The sequence below is a fragment of the Enterobacter cloacae complex sp. SHL012 genome (assembly GCF_049237505.1).
Classification (GTDB): Bacteria; Pseudomonadota; Gammaproteobacteria; order Enterobacterales; family Enterobacteriaceae; genus Enterobacter; species Enterobacter kobei.
In genome coordinates this window covers 1,418,644-1,434,449 of sequence record NZ_JBMKIZ010000001.1, presented here as the reverse complement: position 1 = coordinate 1,434,449, position 15,806 = coordinate 1,418,644, and the positions used below count along the sequence as shown (strand labels likewise).

At 53.1% G+C, this 15,806-nt stretch carries 13 protein-coding genes; 10 read left to right on the top strand and 3 right to left on the bottom strand.

All coding sequences use genetic code 11. The features are described from left to right. Position 1: 1 nt before the first annotated feature. Positions 2-1,708: a sensor histidine kinase gene (locus ACOTY9_RS06735; protein WP_023331022.1), complete on the bottom strand. Its 1,707-nt coding sequence runs from the start codon at positions 1,706-1,708 to the stop codon at positions 2-4. Positions 1,709-2,095: 387 nt separating this feature from the next. On the opposite strand from ACOTY9_RS06735, the gene alaC reads away from it, so the two are divergent. Next, positions 2,096-3,334, top strand: a complete 1,239-nt coding sequence (gene alaC / locus ACOTY9_RS06730; protein WP_014884716.1) for an alanine transaminase — start codon at positions 2,096-2,098, stop codon at positions 3,332-3,334. Between the two features lie 52 nt (positions 3,335-3,386). Here the strand turns inward: alaC and ypdK are convergent, their stop codons facing one another. Then, positions 3,387-3,458 (bottom strand): membrane protein YpdK, encoded by a 72-nt coding sequence (gene ypdK, locus ACOTY9_RS06725; protein ID WP_099458937.1) that lies wholly within the window; start codon positions 3,456-3,458, stop codon positions 3,387-3,389. A gap of 358 nt (positions 3,459-3,816) precedes the next feature. Continuing rightward, on the bottom strand, positions 3,817-4,737 hold the full coding sequence (gene lpxP, locus ACOTY9_RS06720) for a kdo(2)-lipid IV(A) palmitoleoyltransferase (RefSeq protein ID WP_087529900.1): 921 nt from the start codon (positions 4,735-4,737) through the stop codon (positions 3,817-3,819). A 768-nt stretch (positions 4,738-5,505) separates the two neighbouring features. Between lpxP and tssB the strand changes: the two genes are divergently transcribed. From tssB to ACOTY9_RS06675, 9 genes are all read left to right on the top strand, one after another. Further along, on the top strand, positions 5,506-6,003 hold the full coding sequence (gene tssB / locus ACOTY9_RS06715) for a type VI secretion system contractile sheath small subunit (RefSeq protein ID WP_014884714.1): 498 nt from the start codon (positions 5,506-5,508) through the stop codon (positions 6,001-6,003). Between the two features lie 32 nt (positions 6,004-6,035). Beyond that, positions 6,036-7,580 (top strand): type VI secretion system contractile sheath large subunit, encoded by a 1,545-nt coding sequence (gene tssC / locus ACOTY9_RS06710; RefSeq protein WP_318594572.1) that lies wholly within the window; start codon positions 6,036-6,038, stop codon positions 7,578-7,580. Positions 7,581-7,598: 18 nt separating this feature from the next. After that, a complete protein-coding gene (tssK, locus tag ACOTY9_RS06705) occupies positions 7,599-8,936 on the top strand; it encodes a type VI secretion system baseplate subunit TssK (protein WP_050861908.1) in 1,338 nt (445 codons plus the stop codon). Beyond that, positions 8,933-9,586, top strand: coding sequence for a type VI secretion system protein TssL, short form (tssL, locus tag ACOTY9_RS06700; RefSeq protein ID WP_050861909.1), 654 nt, complete (start codon positions 8,933-8,935; stop codon positions 9,584-9,586). Before tssK ends, tssL begins: the two co-directional genes overlap by 4 nt. Before the next feature lie 3 nt (positions 9,587-9,589). Then, positions 9,590-11,314 carry an OmpA family protein gene (locus ACOTY9_RS06695; protein ID WP_348565357.1) on the top strand — a complete coding sequence of 575 codons (1,725 nt, stop codon included), beginning with the start codon at positions 9,590-9,592 and terminating at the stop codon, positions 11,312-11,314. A gap of 4 nt (positions 11,315-11,318) precedes the next feature. Beyond that, entirely contained in the window at positions 11,319-11,810 is a 492-nt protein-coding gene (gene hcp / locus ACOTY9_RS06690; RefSeq protein WP_014884709.1) for a type VI secretion system effector Hcp, read from the top strand. A gap of 168 nt (positions 11,811-11,978) precedes the next feature. Then, on the top strand, positions 11,979-14,618 hold the full coding sequence (tssH, locus tag ACOTY9_RS06685; protein ID WP_059372467.1) for a type VI secretion system ATPase TssH: 2,640 nt from the start codon (positions 11,979-11,981) through the stop codon (positions 14,616-14,618). Beyond that, entirely contained in the window at positions 14,611-15,165 is a 555-nt protein-coding gene (locus ACOTY9_RS06680) for a type IV secretion protein Rhs (RefSeq protein ID WP_348565358.1), read from the top strand. Before tssH ends, ACOTY9_RS06680 begins: the two co-directional genes overlap by 8 nt. Continuing rightward, positions 15,159-15,626 (top strand): putative T6SS immunity periplasmic lipoprotein, encoded by a 468-nt coding sequence (locus ACOTY9_RS06675; RefSeq protein ID WP_045134534.1) that lies wholly within the window; start codon positions 15,159-15,161, stop codon positions 15,624-15,626. Before ACOTY9_RS06680 ends, ACOTY9_RS06675 begins: the two co-directional genes overlap by 7 nt. The last annotated feature ends 180 nt before the right edge of the window (positions 15,627-15,806 follow it).

Below are 15,806 nucleotides of genomic sequence, written 5' to 3'. Positions count from 1 at the left end.
ATTACTCACCCTGAGGTAACAGTGATGCCGTCGCATGAACAGGGGAGCGTTCATTCGGGACGTAAAAAGCGATTTCAGTGCCGGGTTCAAGACGGTGAATATGCAGCCCATCGCCGTAGAGCAGCTTGACCCTGTGATGCACATTCAGCAGCCCGATTTTATTCCCCGGCATCTCATTAGACTCCACGCGCTCGATGACTTTTGGGTCAATCCCGTGGCCGGTATCGCGCACGGCGATACGCACCCGGTTGCCGCTTTCGGTGATGCTAATGGTGACCACACCTTTGCCTTTACAGGGCTGAATACCGTGAACAATGGCGTTTTCGACCAGCGGCTGGATCAGCAGGCTCGGGATCACGCAGTTGACCTCTTCATCAATATCGTAAATGACCGTCAGTTTGTCGCCAAAGCGCGCCTGCTCGATCGCGATGTAGTCTTTAATCTGATATAGCTCTTTTTTGATGTCGATCTGCTCGTCATCCTTCAACTCAATGTTGTAGCGCAGATAACGCGACAGGTTGAAAATCAGCTGGCGCGCGGTGTCCGGATTCAATCGAATCGAAGAGGAGATGGCGTTTAACGCGTTAAACAGGAAATGGGGATTGATTTTGCTCTGCAGCGCGCGCAGCTCTGCCTTATTTGCCATCTCGCGTAACTGTTCCGCCCGGGAGACCTCAAGCTGCGTGGAGATGATCTGCGACAGACCTATCGCCATCTCCTGCAGCGTTGAGGTGATCTGATGCGCGTGACAGTAATAAATTTTCAGCGTGCCCGTCACCACGCCTTTCTCCCAAAGCGGGATCACCAGCATAGAGTGGATCTCCGGCGTTCGGTGGGCTTCATCATTGTTTTTAATAATGATTTTACCGTAGTTAATCGCTTGTCTGGTGGTCGGGCTTATCGTGTCATCATTGTCGCGGTAGTTGTGCTCGCCAACACCGACGTAAGCCAGCACGTGGTCAATATTGGTGATAGCGACGGCATCCGCGTGAATGTCGTGGCGAATAATCTCGCAGACCTGACGCAGCGACTCCGCGTTAACGTGGCGGAAAAGCGGCAGCGTTTTGTTGGCGATATCCAGCGCCAGCTTGGCCTGGCGAGCGGCACTGGCCTCTTTTTCCCCTTCCACACTCTGCACCAGCAGCACGATAAAACCGATGCACACGCTACCCAGAATCATAGGGATGCCGATTTTCGAGACAATATCCAGCCCCAGCGCGGTCGTGGGAGCCCAGACGACAACCAGGATCATGGTCAGCGTTTCGCACAACATACCCGCGAGGATCCCGGCGCGCCAGCGCTGCTTTTTCGGGATTTTACGGCTGATCCAGCCGGATAGTACCCCGGCGATAATGCTGGTGATAAAGCACGGCACCGCCGTGACGCCGCCGATATCAATCAGGTAGCGATGGGTTCCGGCAATCACGCCGGTGATGACACCTACCCACGGACCAAACAAAATTCCGCCAGACATGACGGCGATAATCCGCACGTTAACCAGCGAGCCCTCTACCGGCACGCCGGACCATGTGCTGAACAGCGCAAAGAGCGAAAAGATAGCGGTGACGGCCAGCAGCTCTTTCGGCGAGTGAGCAGATTTATGCAACAGCTCGCGAAACAGGCGAATGCGAATAAGGAAGAACAGGCAAATCAGCATTAATGCTGCGCGATCAAAAACCGCCAGCAGCATAGTGAATATTTCGTGCACGAGCAGACCTGGGAAAACGGGAAAGAACCATGATAAAAAACCTGGGGCATATTGACCAGCTATCCGTCAGGTTTATCAAATGAGGAAAAACCCTGTTTTTGAAAGGGGATTATCGGATGAGGATTGATACCTCCCGATTCTTTCCTGCTGTCGCATCGTCCGGTAACTGTTTTGATATCATTGTGTTAAACAATAGATAACGGAAAGCCGATATGAGTCCCCCTCCTTCCGCTTTAAGGCGTACCCGTGTTCCGGTTTTCATGGGGTTCTCTTTTTTTTCATTTCCCTCTCGACAGCGTGATTTTTTTCAGGTTATTTTCTAAGCATGTCACATCAGTGGCAGCGTCGCTCGGACGGTCCGGGCGCTAACGTTAATCTGAGGAATCTATGGCTGAATTCAGTCCTGAACGCCGTTTTACGCGTATCGATCGTCTCCCCCCTTATGTTTTCAATATCACCGCTGAACTGAAAATGGCTGCGCGTCGGCGCGGCGAAGACATCATTGATTTCAGCATGGGCAACCCTGACGGCCCCACGCCACCGCATATCGTTGAGAAGCTCTGCACGGTTGCCCAGCGTCCGGATACGCACGGCTACTCAACCTCGCGCGGTATTCCCAGATTACGCCGCGCGATCTCGCGCTGGTATCAGGATCGTTATCAGGTTGATATCGATCCTGAGAGTGAAGCCATTGTGACCATCGGCTCGAAAGAGGGGCTGGCGCACCTGATGCTGGCCACGCTGGATCACGGTGATACGGTACTGGTTCCCAATCCGAGTTACCCAATCCATATTTACGGCGCGGTGATAGCCGGGGCGCAGGTACGTTCTGTACCGCTGGTGGAAGGCGTCGATTTCTTCAACGAGCTGGAGCGCGCAATTCGCGAAAGCTATCCGAAACCCAAGATGATGATCCTGGGTTTCCCGTCCAACCCGACGGCGCAGTGCGTGGAGCTCGATTTCTTTGAGAAGGTTGTGGCCCTGGCTAAGCGCTATGACGTGCTGGTGGTACATGATTTGGCGTATGCGGATATCGTCTATGACGGCTGGAAAGCGCCTTCAATTATGCAGGTGCCGGGGGCGCGTGACGTGGCGGTAGAATTCTTTACCCTGTCGAAAAGCTACAACATGGCGGGCTGGCGTATTGGTTTTATGGTGGGTAACAAAACGCTGGTGAGTGCGCTGGCGCGAATCAAGAGCTATCACGATTACGGCACCTTTACGCCGCTACAGGTTGCCGCTATTGCGGCGCTTGAAGGCGATCAGCAATGCGTTCACGACATTGCAGCCCAGTATAAACGCCGCCGCGACGTGCTGGTAAAAGGGTTACATGAAGCGGGCTGGATGGTGGAAATGCCGAAAGCGTCCATGTACGTCTGGGCGAAAATTCCGGAGCCGTATGCGGCAATGGGATCGCTTGAGTTTGCTAAAAAACTGCTGCAGGACGCGAAGGTGTGTGTTTCACCGGGCATTGGCTTTGGTGATTACGGTGACACCCACGTGCGCTTTGCTTTAATCGAAAATAGCGACCGTATTCGTCAGGCGGTGAGGGGCATCAAGAGTATGTTCCGGGCCGATGGCCTGCTCTCAACAAAGAGCGTCTCCGAACACCCCGCATCATCATGACATAAAAAGACAGGAGCCTATGGCTCCTGTCTTTTTGACTGCATGTTCTTCACTAGATCATCAGGGCAAAGGTTCCGGCCCAGACTAAAACGATCACCGAAATGCCCATAAAGAAATATTTCACGTTTCATCGCTCCGCGTATCTTGTGGTACGCATTTAAAAACAGAGTCCAACTGAGTATAGAGAACTGAAATCCGGCCAAAACGGAAATGAGAATTTTCCCGCTATGCCGCCGACTCCAGCTCAGAATTCTGTGCTTTCCTGTAGCCAGACGGCGCTAATGTACGCCTAAAAATGAGGGGTGACAAGAGGGATTTTTTTAAATAATTTCCGACACTTACGGGTGTCGTGGAACGGCGACAGTTTGATTTCACAACGCAATAAATTCACTTTGAGCGACGCGACGAAAAACCGTTACACGGGGTTATTACAGGTGATTGAAAAGGTTAGTTTCTTATCGAAACTAACCGTCACGCGGGACTTAAATATAGAGCGAGGCTTCGCCAAGTGGGCGCGTTTTGAAACGGCGATGCATCCAGAGATATTGCTCTGGCGCGCGCATGATTTCAGTTTCGATGACCTTGTTGATAAATGCTGCGGCTTCGCATTCGTTTTCCGGATAGTTGGCCATTTCAGGAGAGATGTGCAGACGATAGCCTGATTTATCCGCTTTTCTCACCATCGTCACGGTCAGCATGGCGGCGCCTGACAACCGCGAAATCACAAAGGTACCGTTGGTTGTCGCCACGTCTTTAACGGCAAAGAAGGGGGCAAAGCTGCTGCCTTTACGTCCATAATCCTGGTCAGGGGCAAACCAGACGGCTTCACCTTTCTTCAGGGCACCGACCATTCCACGCAGATTATTACGGCTGATCATCGCTTTATTGGAACGCATGCGGCCGCGCGTCTGTACCCACTCCATTACCGGGCTATTGTGCGGTCTGTAGGTCGCCATCATTGGCTGGCAAAGACCCATCACCCGGCCACCCAACTCCAGCGACATAAAGTGAACGCCCACAACCATCACACCGCGGTTTTGCAACTGCGCGCGTTTAAGGTTGTCCAGCCCTTCGACATCAAACCACTTGCGGACGCGTTCATCCGACCAGAACCAGGCCATACCGGTTTCGAGCAGCGCCATACCGATAGATTTAAAGTTTTCAGAGATCAATTTTTCGCGCTCTTCAGCATTGTACTGAGGAAAGCAAAGCTCGATGTTTTTGCGCGCGATGGCTTCGCGACGTTTCAGGAAATAGCGAGAGGCGCTGCCCAGTTTCGACCCCAGCAAACGCAGCACAGGGTAGGGAAGTTGCACCAGCAGCCAGAGTACGCCAAGACCAAACCATGTAAACCAGTAACGCGGGTGTAAAAACGCACGTTCAAATTTGGATTGAGACAAGATAGTAAAACCTATGTGAAGCCTGTAAAGGTAGCGCAGCGTGTGCGATACGACGTGCCATTAAGACCGTTCTTCAAGGTGATGGTTTCAGGCTTTACCGAACTTTACGGCGTTGCCTGACCACTGCTGATTTGGGTGGGCGGCGTAATGTAGCACCGTTATACGTTATGTGCTATTACTCGTTTTTGATTAAAAAAGCGGCAGTCAAGGAGGTGGTTGATTTTACAGTTTTTATAGGCATGTCAGTCATGAGAACACCTTCCACCTGAGTCGGGCAGGAAGCCTCTTCGAGAGAGGATGGATTAAAAGCGCTATTTTTTTGTGGCAGATTCCGTATTCATATTTTTTTTTACCTCTTCGTTTAATAAATAAGAATTTTCTTTGTGAAAGTTCTTATTTATTATTCATCCAATGAATGGAGTGCCTGAGTCCATAATTTATTCATCTTTCCTTTTATCGAGTCTAAAGCAGTTCTCTCCTGTGTTTTTGATATAGTGCTGTGATGCAAATCAAAACAATATTGTTTTTTTAGCATCTGACTGGCTGCAACCTCTTTTACGATACAAATATTTGTTTTACAGAAAAAGAGTAGCTTCTTTTTCTGGGTTGGTCTGATAAGTTGCAATAATATCTTAGAGGAAAATTCTTAAGAATTTTCTAATTGCGGATAAATGATCTGTGTATTTGATTTGCGGTCGATCATTGTTCTAATATTGCGCATCAAGAACGATACCGTGAAGTTTGCATCGCAAAACAAAGAGGGATGATCAAATGTCTGACAGTTTTCAGAATGAAGTGCCTAAGGCACGTATTAACCTGAAGCTTGACCTGCATACTGGCGGAGCAAGCAAGAAAATGGAATTACCCTTAAAACTGCTTGTTGCCGGTGATTTCAGTAATGGTCAGGATGCTGCGCCAATATCTGAGCGTGAAAAAGTTAACATCACCAAAAATAATTTCGACAGTGTTCTTTCCGAATATTCCCCAAAAGTTAATCTGAGCGTCAAAAACACCCTGTCAGATGATGGTGGTGAGGACAATATTGAGCTGACTTTCCAGAGCATGAAAGATTTCACGCCAGAGCAGGTGGCTGCCCAGATACCACAGCTGAAGGCGATGCTGGCGATGCGCAACTTACTCCGCGATCTTAAGGCCAACCTGTTGGATAACCAGACTTTCCGAAAAGAGCTGGAAAAAATCGTTCTTGACCAGTCACTTAGCGCTGAATTGCGCAATGAATTATCCGCACTGGCACCCAAAAAAGCTTAACCATCACGATGTTTTAACGGATTAATCAAGGAATGCTCATGTCTGTACAAAATAATATTGCTGGCGGTGAAAGCATGGTGCTGGAACGTCCTGCTGCGAGTGGGGTTTACGCCTCCCTGTTTGAGAAAATCAACTTAAGTCCCGTCTCTGAATTGAGCGCCCTGGATATCTGGCAGGACGCGCAGGCGATGTCGGATGCGACCGCTGATGAACGTCTGACGGCAGGTATGCAGGTTTTCCTGGAATGTCTGACCAAAGCCGGTGCGAAAGTCGAAAAACTGGATAAAAGCCTGATTGATCACCACATTGCTGAACTCGATTACCAGATCAGCCGTCAGCTGGACGCGGTAATGCACCATGAGGAGTTTCAGGCAGTTGAAGGTCTGTGGCGCGGAGTGAAGTCGCTGATTGATAAAACAGATTTTCGCCAGAACGTGAAAATTGAGCTGCTGAGTATGTCTAAAGAAGACCTGCGTCAGGACTTCGAAGACAGCCCGGAAATCATCCAGAGTGGTCTGTATAAACACACCTATATTGATGAATATGACACCCCAGGCGGCGAGCCAATTGCGGCACTGATTTCCGCATACGAGTTCGATGCTTCAGCGCAGGATGTCGCGCTGCTGCGCAACATCTCTAAAGTCTCCGCTGCTGCGCACATGCCGTTTATCGGCTCTGCAGGTCCAAAATTCTTCCTTAAAGAGTCCATGGAAGACGTCGCTGCAATTAAAGATATCGGTAACTATTTTGACCGCGCAGAGTACATCAAGTGGAAATCTTTCCGCGATACCGACGACGCTCGCTATATCGGCCTGGTCATGCCGCGCGTACTGGGACGTTTACCGTACGGGCCGGATACCGTTCCCGTTCGCAGCTTCAATTATGTCGAAGAGGTCAAAGGTCCGGATCACGACAAATACCTGTGGACGAATGCCTCCTTTGCCTTTGCTTCCAACATGGTGCGTAGCTTTATCAATAATGGCTGGTGCGTACAGATTCGTGGTCCGCAGGCCGGTGGTGCGGTTCAGGACCTGCCTATCCATCTTTACGATCTCGGTACCGGCAATCAGGTAAAAATCCCGAGCGAGGTCATGATCCCCGAAACCCGCGAATTTGAGTTTGCGAATCTGGGCTTCATTCCTTTGTCCTACTACAAAAACCGCGACTATGCCTGCTTCTTCTCGGCTAACTCAAGCCAGAAACCGGCGCTGTATGACACCGCAGATGCAACGGCTAACAGCCGCATCAACGCGCGTCTGCCGTATATCTTCCTGCTGTCGCGTATCGCCCATTACCTGAAGCTGATTCAGCGCGAAAACATCGGTACCACGAAGGATCGCCGTCTGCTTGAACTGGAGCTGAATACCTGGGTTCGCAGTCTGGTCACTGAAATGACCGATCCGGGCGATGAACTGCAGGCGTCTCACCCGCTGCGTGATGCGAAAGTGGTTGTTGAAGATATTGAAGACAACCCGGGCTTCTTCCGCGTGAAGCTGTACGCGATCCCTCACTTCCAGGTCGAAGGCATGGACGTCAACCTGTCACTGGTTTCCCAGATGCCGAAGGCGAAATCGTAAGGCGAGGGGTAATCAGGGATGAAAATTTACCGCCCACTTTGGGAGGATGGGGCCGCTCTGGCCCCGCAACAATTCCAGCAGCAGGCCCGCTGGAGTGAACACGTTGCCGACATGGTCGCCCGGATGGGGTTTTCTCATCCCTGGGGTGTGGTTGTGGCAGAATTTGACGATGCTGCACTGGCGCTCTCGCGCCTGAATGCCATCCGTCTGGTCGTACGTTTCCAGGATGGCACGATTGTTGATACGGATCTGGCAGATAATATTCCGCCGGTCTGTGACTTGTCTGCTGCAAACGGCTCTGAGGCTGTTGAGGTGGTTGCCGCATTGCCGCTGCTGAGCGCCAGTGGTGGCAACCTCGATAACGGACAGGACAGTGAGCGCCCGCGTCGCTGGAAAGCTGAGCGTGTGGTGGTGCAGGAGCTGGCCGGTCACGAAAGCGGGGAACTCGCGATCCTGCGTCATGCGCTGACCCTGCGCCTCTCCAGCCAGGAAAACGCAGCATACCTGACCTGTCCGGTGGCCCGTCTGATACGTAATGCACAGGGGCAGTGGAGCCGGGACCCGTCCTTTATCCCGCCAATGCTGTCTGCTGCTGCCAGTCCGTGGCTTGCCACCGAACTGGGTGATCTGCTGGTCCGTCTGCAGGCCCGTCGCCGTCGCCTGATGGCCATGCGCCGGGAAAGCAATGAGCGGATGGCCGACTTTGCGGTCGCGGATGTCTCCCTGTTCTGGCTGCTCAATGCCCTGAACAGCGCTGAGCCGGTGCTGACGGAACTGCTTCAGACGCCTGAGCGTCACCCGGAACTGTTGTACCGCGAACTGACCCGTCTGGCCGGCAGCCTGCTGACCTTCTCTCTGGAACACGACGCGGGGGATATTCCTGCTTATCAGCATGATGAACCGGAGCGGGTATTCCCGCCGCTGCTGGCACTGCTCGATAAGCTGCTGGAAGCGAGCCTGCCGTCACGGGTGGTGAGTATCCACCTGGAGCATCAGGATCAGATCTGGAAAGGTGCCCTGCACGATGCGCGCCTGCGCGAAGGGGCGGATTTCTACCTCTCCGTACGTTCCTCCATGCCGAACCATGAGCTTCAGACGAAATTCCCGCAGCTGTGTAAAGCGGGCAGCTTTGAAGATGTGTCGGATGTGGTGAATGTGGCTCTGAGCGGGATGGTTATCAGGCCGCTGACCCATGTGCCAGCCGCTATCCCGTTACGCCTTGAGAACCAGTATTTCTCGCTGGATCTGAGTAGTGAGGCAGCGCGGGCGATGCTGGAAGAGGGAAGCTGCACCTTCTATACCCCGCGCTCACTGGGGGATGTGAAACTTGAACTCTTTGCGGTGCTGCGCACATGAATACATCAGAAATAAGTCAAATTGAGCGTATTTTCTACCCCGGCTGGCTGATGGCCAGCCAGCTGCGGGGCGGACAGGAGGTTCGTGACGGGGAAGGTCTCTATCGTCGGGCCTGCCGTCTGGTGCAGGAGGCAAAAGCGGCGCTCACGGAGGCAGGTTACAGCGACATCAGCTGTGACCATATGGTGTATACCCTGTGTGCACTGCTTGATGAGAGCGTGATGAACCGGGGAACCACCGATGATGGCTATCTGACCTGGCGGCGTGACCCGCTGCAGGCACACTTCTTTGGCACTCTCAATGCCGGTGAGGAGTTGTGGGAAAGGATCCGGGACCTGCTGAAAGAAACCGCCCCTGACGCCGCCGTCCTGACCTGTATGCACCGGACTCTGCAACTGGGGTTTGTGGGGCAATATCGTGCCCAGGATGATGAGCGTCGGGAAGATATTCTTCGCGCGCTTGCGGAACGGGTACCGGCCTTTACGCTGGCACAGGACGCTCCCATTGTGGCCCGGGCATCACGCCTGCGCAGCGGCCGTCGCGGGTACTGGCTGAGCTGGGTTGTGGCCGCTGTCGCCCTGGTGGCGCTCTGGTTCTTCCTTTCGTCTTCGCTTACCGAACTGGTAAGCCAGACCGTCAGGCCGGGGTAAGCGATGCGGGATGCATACCGAAGTCTGTTAACTGCCCTGGGTGCTGTACTGGCGCTGTGGCTCATCCTGGGATTCTGGCCACTGTCCTCGGGCAGCCGTGTGGCACTCAGTCTGCTGGTTGTGCTGGTGTCCGTGGTGATGCTCTGGCGTCAGCGCCGGGCTTCTCAGGCACGGGCGACCGCTGTCCGGGAAATTGTGGATGAAAATCTGCCGCCGGAAGATTTTCAGGGTGCGGTGATCCTTGTTTGTGGCGACAACAGCCCACTGTTTGTGTCCGGCTCCCGTCACCGGGAAACCCGACAGGGCTGGTATCTGTGGGTGAAGGATGCGGAGCAGTTGCCACTTCTGGCACAACACCTGAGCCTGGTGCGTCCGGCTCAGGTGTCGCAAATCTCCGTCATGCTGGCGGTGGTACCTGAACAGCACACCTCCGGCGATGATTTTACCCAGAATCTTCGGGGCTGGCAGCGTGCTGTCGTCCAGTGCCGTGCGGCATTTGGCACTATCCCCCCGCTGTGGACCGTGACCTGGGTATCTCCTCCTGTGGCCTGTGCAGAGGCTGAGCCCGTCTGGTTTACCACGGTAAGCCCGCGAAGCGGTATTCAGGTGTATCAGCCCGGTCAGGGCAATGTGTCACTGGCGGATTGGCCTCTGGAAATTGGAACGGACAGGCGTCTTTCGCGTTTGAGCCATGGCCTGTGGCTGGACAGTCTGCTTGCCTGGCAAAACAGCGCGGTGAACGACCTGCTGTCGGTACGGCGGGGGGAGTTACCGGTGATGACGCCCTGCGTGCAGGGTATGTGCATAGTGCCGGTGAGTGGTATCGCGGGCAATCTCTGGCAACAACACATCACTTCCGTGACGGCGCTGCCACCGGATGCCTTTGTGAGCACCGAGCCACTGCCGCTGCCTGAACTGCTGCTGCCGGCGTTGCCGCGCCGACGTGGCGTGAGCCGCAGGATGGTGTTCTGGCGTTATGCCGGATTACTGGGCGGGATTTTTCTCGCGCTGGCGATGCTGGCGTCCTGGATGAACAACCAGCTCCTCATTCGTAATGTTGGCGATCACCTTGCGTTATATCACCAGCTGACGGGTCAGCCTGTTGCCCCGAAACTGCGTGCGCAGCAGCGCCTGCGGGCCGATGGCGCATTGCTGGACGACTGGCAACGTCGCGGGGAGCCACTGCGTTATCGCCTGGGTCTGTATCAGGGACTGCGACTGATTCCGCCTGTTGAGGCCGCAGTCAGTGACTGGGCACCTCCGCCACCGCCGCCTCCGGTCATTAAGAAAATTATTCAGGGTCCGAAAACCATTCGTCTCGACAGCATGTCGTTGTTCGACTCCGGAAAATTTGTGCTCAAAGCGGGGTCTACCAAAATGCTGGTGAATTCTCTGGTGGGCATCAAAGCGAAGCCGGGCTGGCTGATTGTCGTATCCGGCCATACCGATAACACCGGAAATCCGCAACTGAACCAGATGCTCTCGCTGAAACGTGCCGAGGCAGTGCGCAACTGGATGCGAGACACCGGCGACGTACCTGAAAGCTGTTTTGCTGTGCAGGGCTATGGCGAAAGCCGTCCTGCTGCAACCAACGACACCCCGGAAGGGCGTGCGCTCAACCGCCGTGTCGAAATCAGTCTGGTGCCGCAGGCGAACGCCTGTCAGCTACCCGGCAAACACCCGGCGCCATCGCAGGATGATGGCGCATCACAATTAAATGGAGAGTAATTCCATGGCAATTCCTGTTTATCTTTGGCTGAAAGACGATGGCGGCGCGGACATTAAAGGGTCTGTAGACGTTCAGGACCGTGAAGGCAGCATCGAAGTGGTGGCTCAGGAACACAACCTGTACATCCCGACCGATAACAATACCGGCAAGCTGACCGGGACGCGTATCCACACGCCATTCCTGTTCACCAAAGAAATCGATTCCTCCAGCCCATATCTTTATAAGGCTGTGACCACGGGTCAGACCCTGAAGTCTGCGGAATTCAAGTGGTACAAAATCAACGACGCGGGCCAGGAAGTGGAGTATTTCAACACCAAACTGGAAAACGTGAAGGTGGTGAAGGTGAATCCTGAAATGTATGACGTTAAGGATCCTTCTAAAGAGAAGCACAACCACCTTGAGCGCGTTGAACTGCGTTACGAAAAAATCACCTGGACCTACAAAGACGGCAACATCATTCATTCCGACTCCTGGAACGAACGCGCTACTGCGTAAGTCGCAAGCGGGCAGGTTTTCCTGTCCGCTTTTCTCTTTGCTGAACGTCTGCCGCTGCAGGCGCTGAGCAAAGAAAACATCACATCCCGGAAACAGACCTTATGGGCCTCGGTAACGGCCAGGGGCGGTAGCGTGTCAGAAAGGTCCACAACAGTGAGTAAAACCAACATGGAAAACCCGGCAATCCTCCTTCGACGTCTTAATCCATACTGCGCGCGGGCAATGGAAGGTGCAGCTTCGCTCTGCCAGACTCGCGCGCATGCAGAAATTCTGCCGGAGCACTGGCTGCTGAAGCTGCTGGAGCAGGGGGAAGGTGACCTGACGGTGCTGGCTCGCCGCTACGAATGGGATATGGACGGCATCTGGCAGGATTTACTGGGCTGGCTGGATAAACAGCCGCGCTCGGTACGCCACCGGCCGCAGCTTTCAGAAAGCATCCAGTCTCTGATGCAGCAAGCCTGGCTGATAGCCTCACTGGCGGGTGAAGAACATATCCGCAGTGTGCATTTACTGATGGCACTGGTTGAGAAACAAAACCTGGTGCGCTGCAACGGTCTGTGGCCTTTGCTGACCCTGGGCCAGAGTCAGCTTGAGCGTCTTCGACCGTTGCTTGATGCGCAGTCAGATGAACGTCCGGAAGTGCAGCAGGAAGCGGAACTGGCGCAAAGTCATGGTGGAGAAGTCGAGTTCGTCGGGCGCCCTGTGGGTGCAGAAGTAAAAGAGGGAGAACTCAACCCTGCATTGCAGAATGCGCTGGATAAATTCACCCTTGATGTCACTGCGAAGGCAAAAGAAGGCAAAATCGATCCGGTGTTCGGTCGTGACACCGAAATTCGTCAGATGGTGGACATTCTTTCCCGTCGACGCAAAAACAACCCGATTCTGGTTGGCGAGCCGGGCGTGGGCAAAACCGCACTGGTTGAAGGCCTGGCGCTCAGAATCGCCGAAGGCAATGTGCCGGAATCACTCAAAACCGTGGTGCTACGTACGCTTGACCTCGGCCTGCTGCAGGCGGGCGCGGGTGTGAAGGGGGAGTTTGAACAGCGTCTGAAAAACGTCATTGATGCAGTACAGCAGTCCCCGGTACCCGTTCTGCTGTTTATCGACGAAGCGCATACCATCATCGGTGCAGGCAACCAGGCCGGTGGCGCGGATGCAGCCAACCTGCTGAAGCCCGCGCTGGCGCGGGGTGAACTGCGGACAATTGCGGCCACCACCTGGTCTGAATACAAACAATACTTTGAGCGCGATGCAGCCCTGGAGCGCCGCTTCCAGATGGTGAAAGTCGATGAGCCGGATGACGATACCGCCTGCCTGATGCTGCGGGGCCTGAAATCCCGCTACGCCGAACATCACCATGTGCACATTACCGATGATGCGGTTCGTGCCGCAGTTACCCTGTCGCGCCGTTATCTGACGGGACGTCAACTTCCTGATAAAGCGGTGGATCTGTTGGATACCGCTGCCGCCCGCGTACGCATGAGCATCGACACGGTTCCGGAGCAACTTATTCGTTATCGCGCATCTATCACCGCGCTCGACATGGAGAAGCAGGCGCTGCTGGAAGATATCGCGATTGGCAATCAGAGTCATGCTGGACGTCTGAGCGCGATAGAGCAGGAAGAGGTAAACTTGATTGTGGCGCTCGATGAACTCGAAAGCCAGTATGGTCAGGAACTGAAGCTGACCGCTCAATTGCTCGAAAGCCGTCAGGATATCTCGCGCCAGAGCGAGACTCACCAGCTGCATCAGGAGCTTAACGAGATGCAGCGCGGTAACCCGCTGCTCTCCCTGGATGTGGATGTACGTACCGTTGCCAACGTGATAGCCGACTGGACAGGTGTGCCGTTGTCATCGCTGATGAAAGACGAGCAGACCGAACTGCTGACGCTGGAAAATGAAATAGGGAAGCGTGTGGTCGGGCAGGATACGGCGCTTAAGGCCCTCGCTCAGCGTCTGCGCGCGGCAAAAACGGGCCTCACGTCCGAGAACGGCCCGCAGGGCGTATTCCTGCTGGTGGGGCCGAGTGGTGTCGGGAAAACTGAAACCGCGCTTGCGCTGGCCGATGTCATGTATGGCGGCGAGAAGTCACTCATCACGATTAACCTTTCTGAATACCAGGAGCCGCATACGGTTTCGCAGCTGAAAGGCTCGCCGCCGGGCTATGTCGGGTACGGTCAGGGCGGTATTTTGACCGAAGCCGTGCGAAAACGACCATATAGCGTGGTACTACTGGATGAAGTGGAAAAAGCCCACCGTGACGTCATGAACCTGTTCTATCAGGTATTCGACCGGGGCTTTATGCGTGATGGAGAAGGTCGTGAAATCGACTTCCGCAATACCGTTATTCTGATGACCTCCAACCTCGGCAGTGACCACCTGATGCAGTTGCTGGAAGAACAGCCTGACGCCACCGAAGGCGACCTGCACGAATTGCTGCGCCCGATATTACGTGACCACTTCCAGCCGGCACTGCTGGCCCGCTTCCAGACCGTGATTTACCGTCCTCTGGCGGAAGCGGCTATGCGCACCATCGTGGAGATGAAGCTGTCACAGGTCAGTAAGCGGCTGAACCGACACTACGGCCTGCGGACGCATATTGAAGAGAGCCTGTATGACGCGCTGACCGCCGCCTGCCTGCTGCCGGATACTGGTGCGAGGAATGTTGACAGTCTGCTGAATCAGCAGATTCTGCCGGTGCTGAGTCAGCAGTTGCTGAGCCATATGGCGGCGAAGCAGAAACCACACTCCCTGACTCTGGGATGGAGTGAGGAAGAGGGCATAGGGCTGGAGTTTACACATGGCTGATGAAACGCAGGATTGGTTCAGAATCAAAGAGGGTGGTGTCAGACTACTCACGGCGGGGGAAATACAGCTGGCGCAATCCGTTTTTTTATCCACCATTGATTATTCGAAAGTATGGATACACAGAGAAAGTTATCTCCCTTTCAATTTACAGGATAACAATACGGCGATGACCCCGAACGGGGAGATCTATTTTCGTGATCTATATTTCGATGATTTCTCACAGACAACCGACAGTCTTCAGCATCTGTTCATCCATGAAATAAGTCATGTCTGGCAGCGTGGAAAAGGAATGAATGTGATCTTCAGAGGGCTGGTGAGCTGGATGGTGAGTTACCGTTATACCCTTGATGGTCGTCTCTTAAGCGAATATCCGATGGAGCAGCAGGCGCAGATTATTGCAGATAATTTTGTTTTACAGACTTTTGGGTATGAAATCTGGAGTCACCTTGAAAATAAAAGATACCCCGATATTACGCTCGATGGGGATACTTCTGAGTCGGTGATACGTGAGGGATATAAAAATGCTTTGAGGGGCTTTCCATGGTGAGACGTAACTATTTTATTAAGCTTAACTCTTTGTTGTTAACGTTTTTTTGTCTTCCAATCCTGACGGGATGCCCTGGACCAGGTGACAGATTTCGTTTTGATGAAACTGCAAAGGTGAGTAAAAAGGGTGATAATGTTTGCGTGAATATTGATAATGCACAAGATTATCAGCCAGTAGATATGGGTATCAATCTGCGAGGGACGCCTTCAATGGAGAAAGATTTTAATTTTTCCCCCGGCCTTAAGGTTATTGAAGGTGAATTATGTATTCCTCCATCTTATTTTAATTTTAAAGATGGTAGCAAGTATATAGTTGAGTTTGTACTTCATCCAACACTTGATAATAAAGAAGCGAGAAGCTTTGTTGTTGGTGTCGGTATTAATAATGATCAAGTGTATAATTTCCCTTTGACAGATCGCGAATTCGCAAGGCCGTATGGTTCAATTAAGGCTCCAGAATAGCAAGTGTAATAAGTGTCCGTATTTAAATTTTTTTGTAAATATATAGCTTAATCTTTTGTTTCCTGACGTTGGGGTGGCTAGTAGATTGAAATTTTCATCTTATTTCTGTTTGTTATCGTTGGTGTTCTATTTCTACCTGAAGCTTTTATTTACACGTTTGTTAAGCGTTTTATTCCCATC

Excerpts from the sequence above, each read along its gene's own strand:
- tssK (WP_050861908.1), top strand. The coding sequence starts at position 7,599 with ATGAAAATTTACCGCCCACTTTGGGAGGATGGGGCCGCTCTGGCCCCG.
- ACOTY9_RS06675 (WP_045134534.1), top strand. The coding sequence starts at position 15,159 with ATGGTGAGACGTAACTATTTTATTAAGCTTAACTCTTTGTTGTTAACG.
- tssL (WP_050861909.1), top strand. The coding sequence starts at position 8,933 with ATGAATACATCAGAAATAAGTCAAATTGAGCGTATTTTCTACCCCGGC.
- ACOTY9_RS06680 (WP_348565358.1), top strand. The coding sequence starts at position 14,611 with ATGGCTGATGAAACGCAGGATTGGTTCAGAATCAAAGAGGGTGGTGTC.
- tssB (WP_014884714.1), top strand. The coding sequence starts at position 5,506 with ATGTCTGACAGTTTTCAGAATGAAGTGCCTAAGGCACGTATTAACCTG.
- tssC (WP_318594572.1), top strand. The coding sequence starts at position 6,036 with ATGCTCATGTCTGTACAAAATAATATTGCTGGCGGTGAAAGCATGGTG.
- tssH (WP_059372467.1), top strand. The coding sequence starts at position 11,979 with ATGGAAAACCCGGCAATCCTCCTTCGACGTCTTAATCCATACTGCGCG.
- alaC (WP_014884716.1), top strand. The coding sequence starts at position 2,096 with ATGGCTGAATTCAGTCCTGAACGCCGTTTTACGCGTATCGATCGTCTC.
- hcp (WP_014884709.1), top strand. The coding sequence starts at position 11,319 with ATGGCAATTCCTGTTTATCTTTGGCTGAAAGACGATGGCGGCGCGGAC.
- ACOTY9_RS06695 (WP_348565357.1), top strand. The coding sequence starts at position 9,590 with ATGCGGGATGCATACCGAAGTCTGTTAACTGCCCTGGGTGCTGTACTG.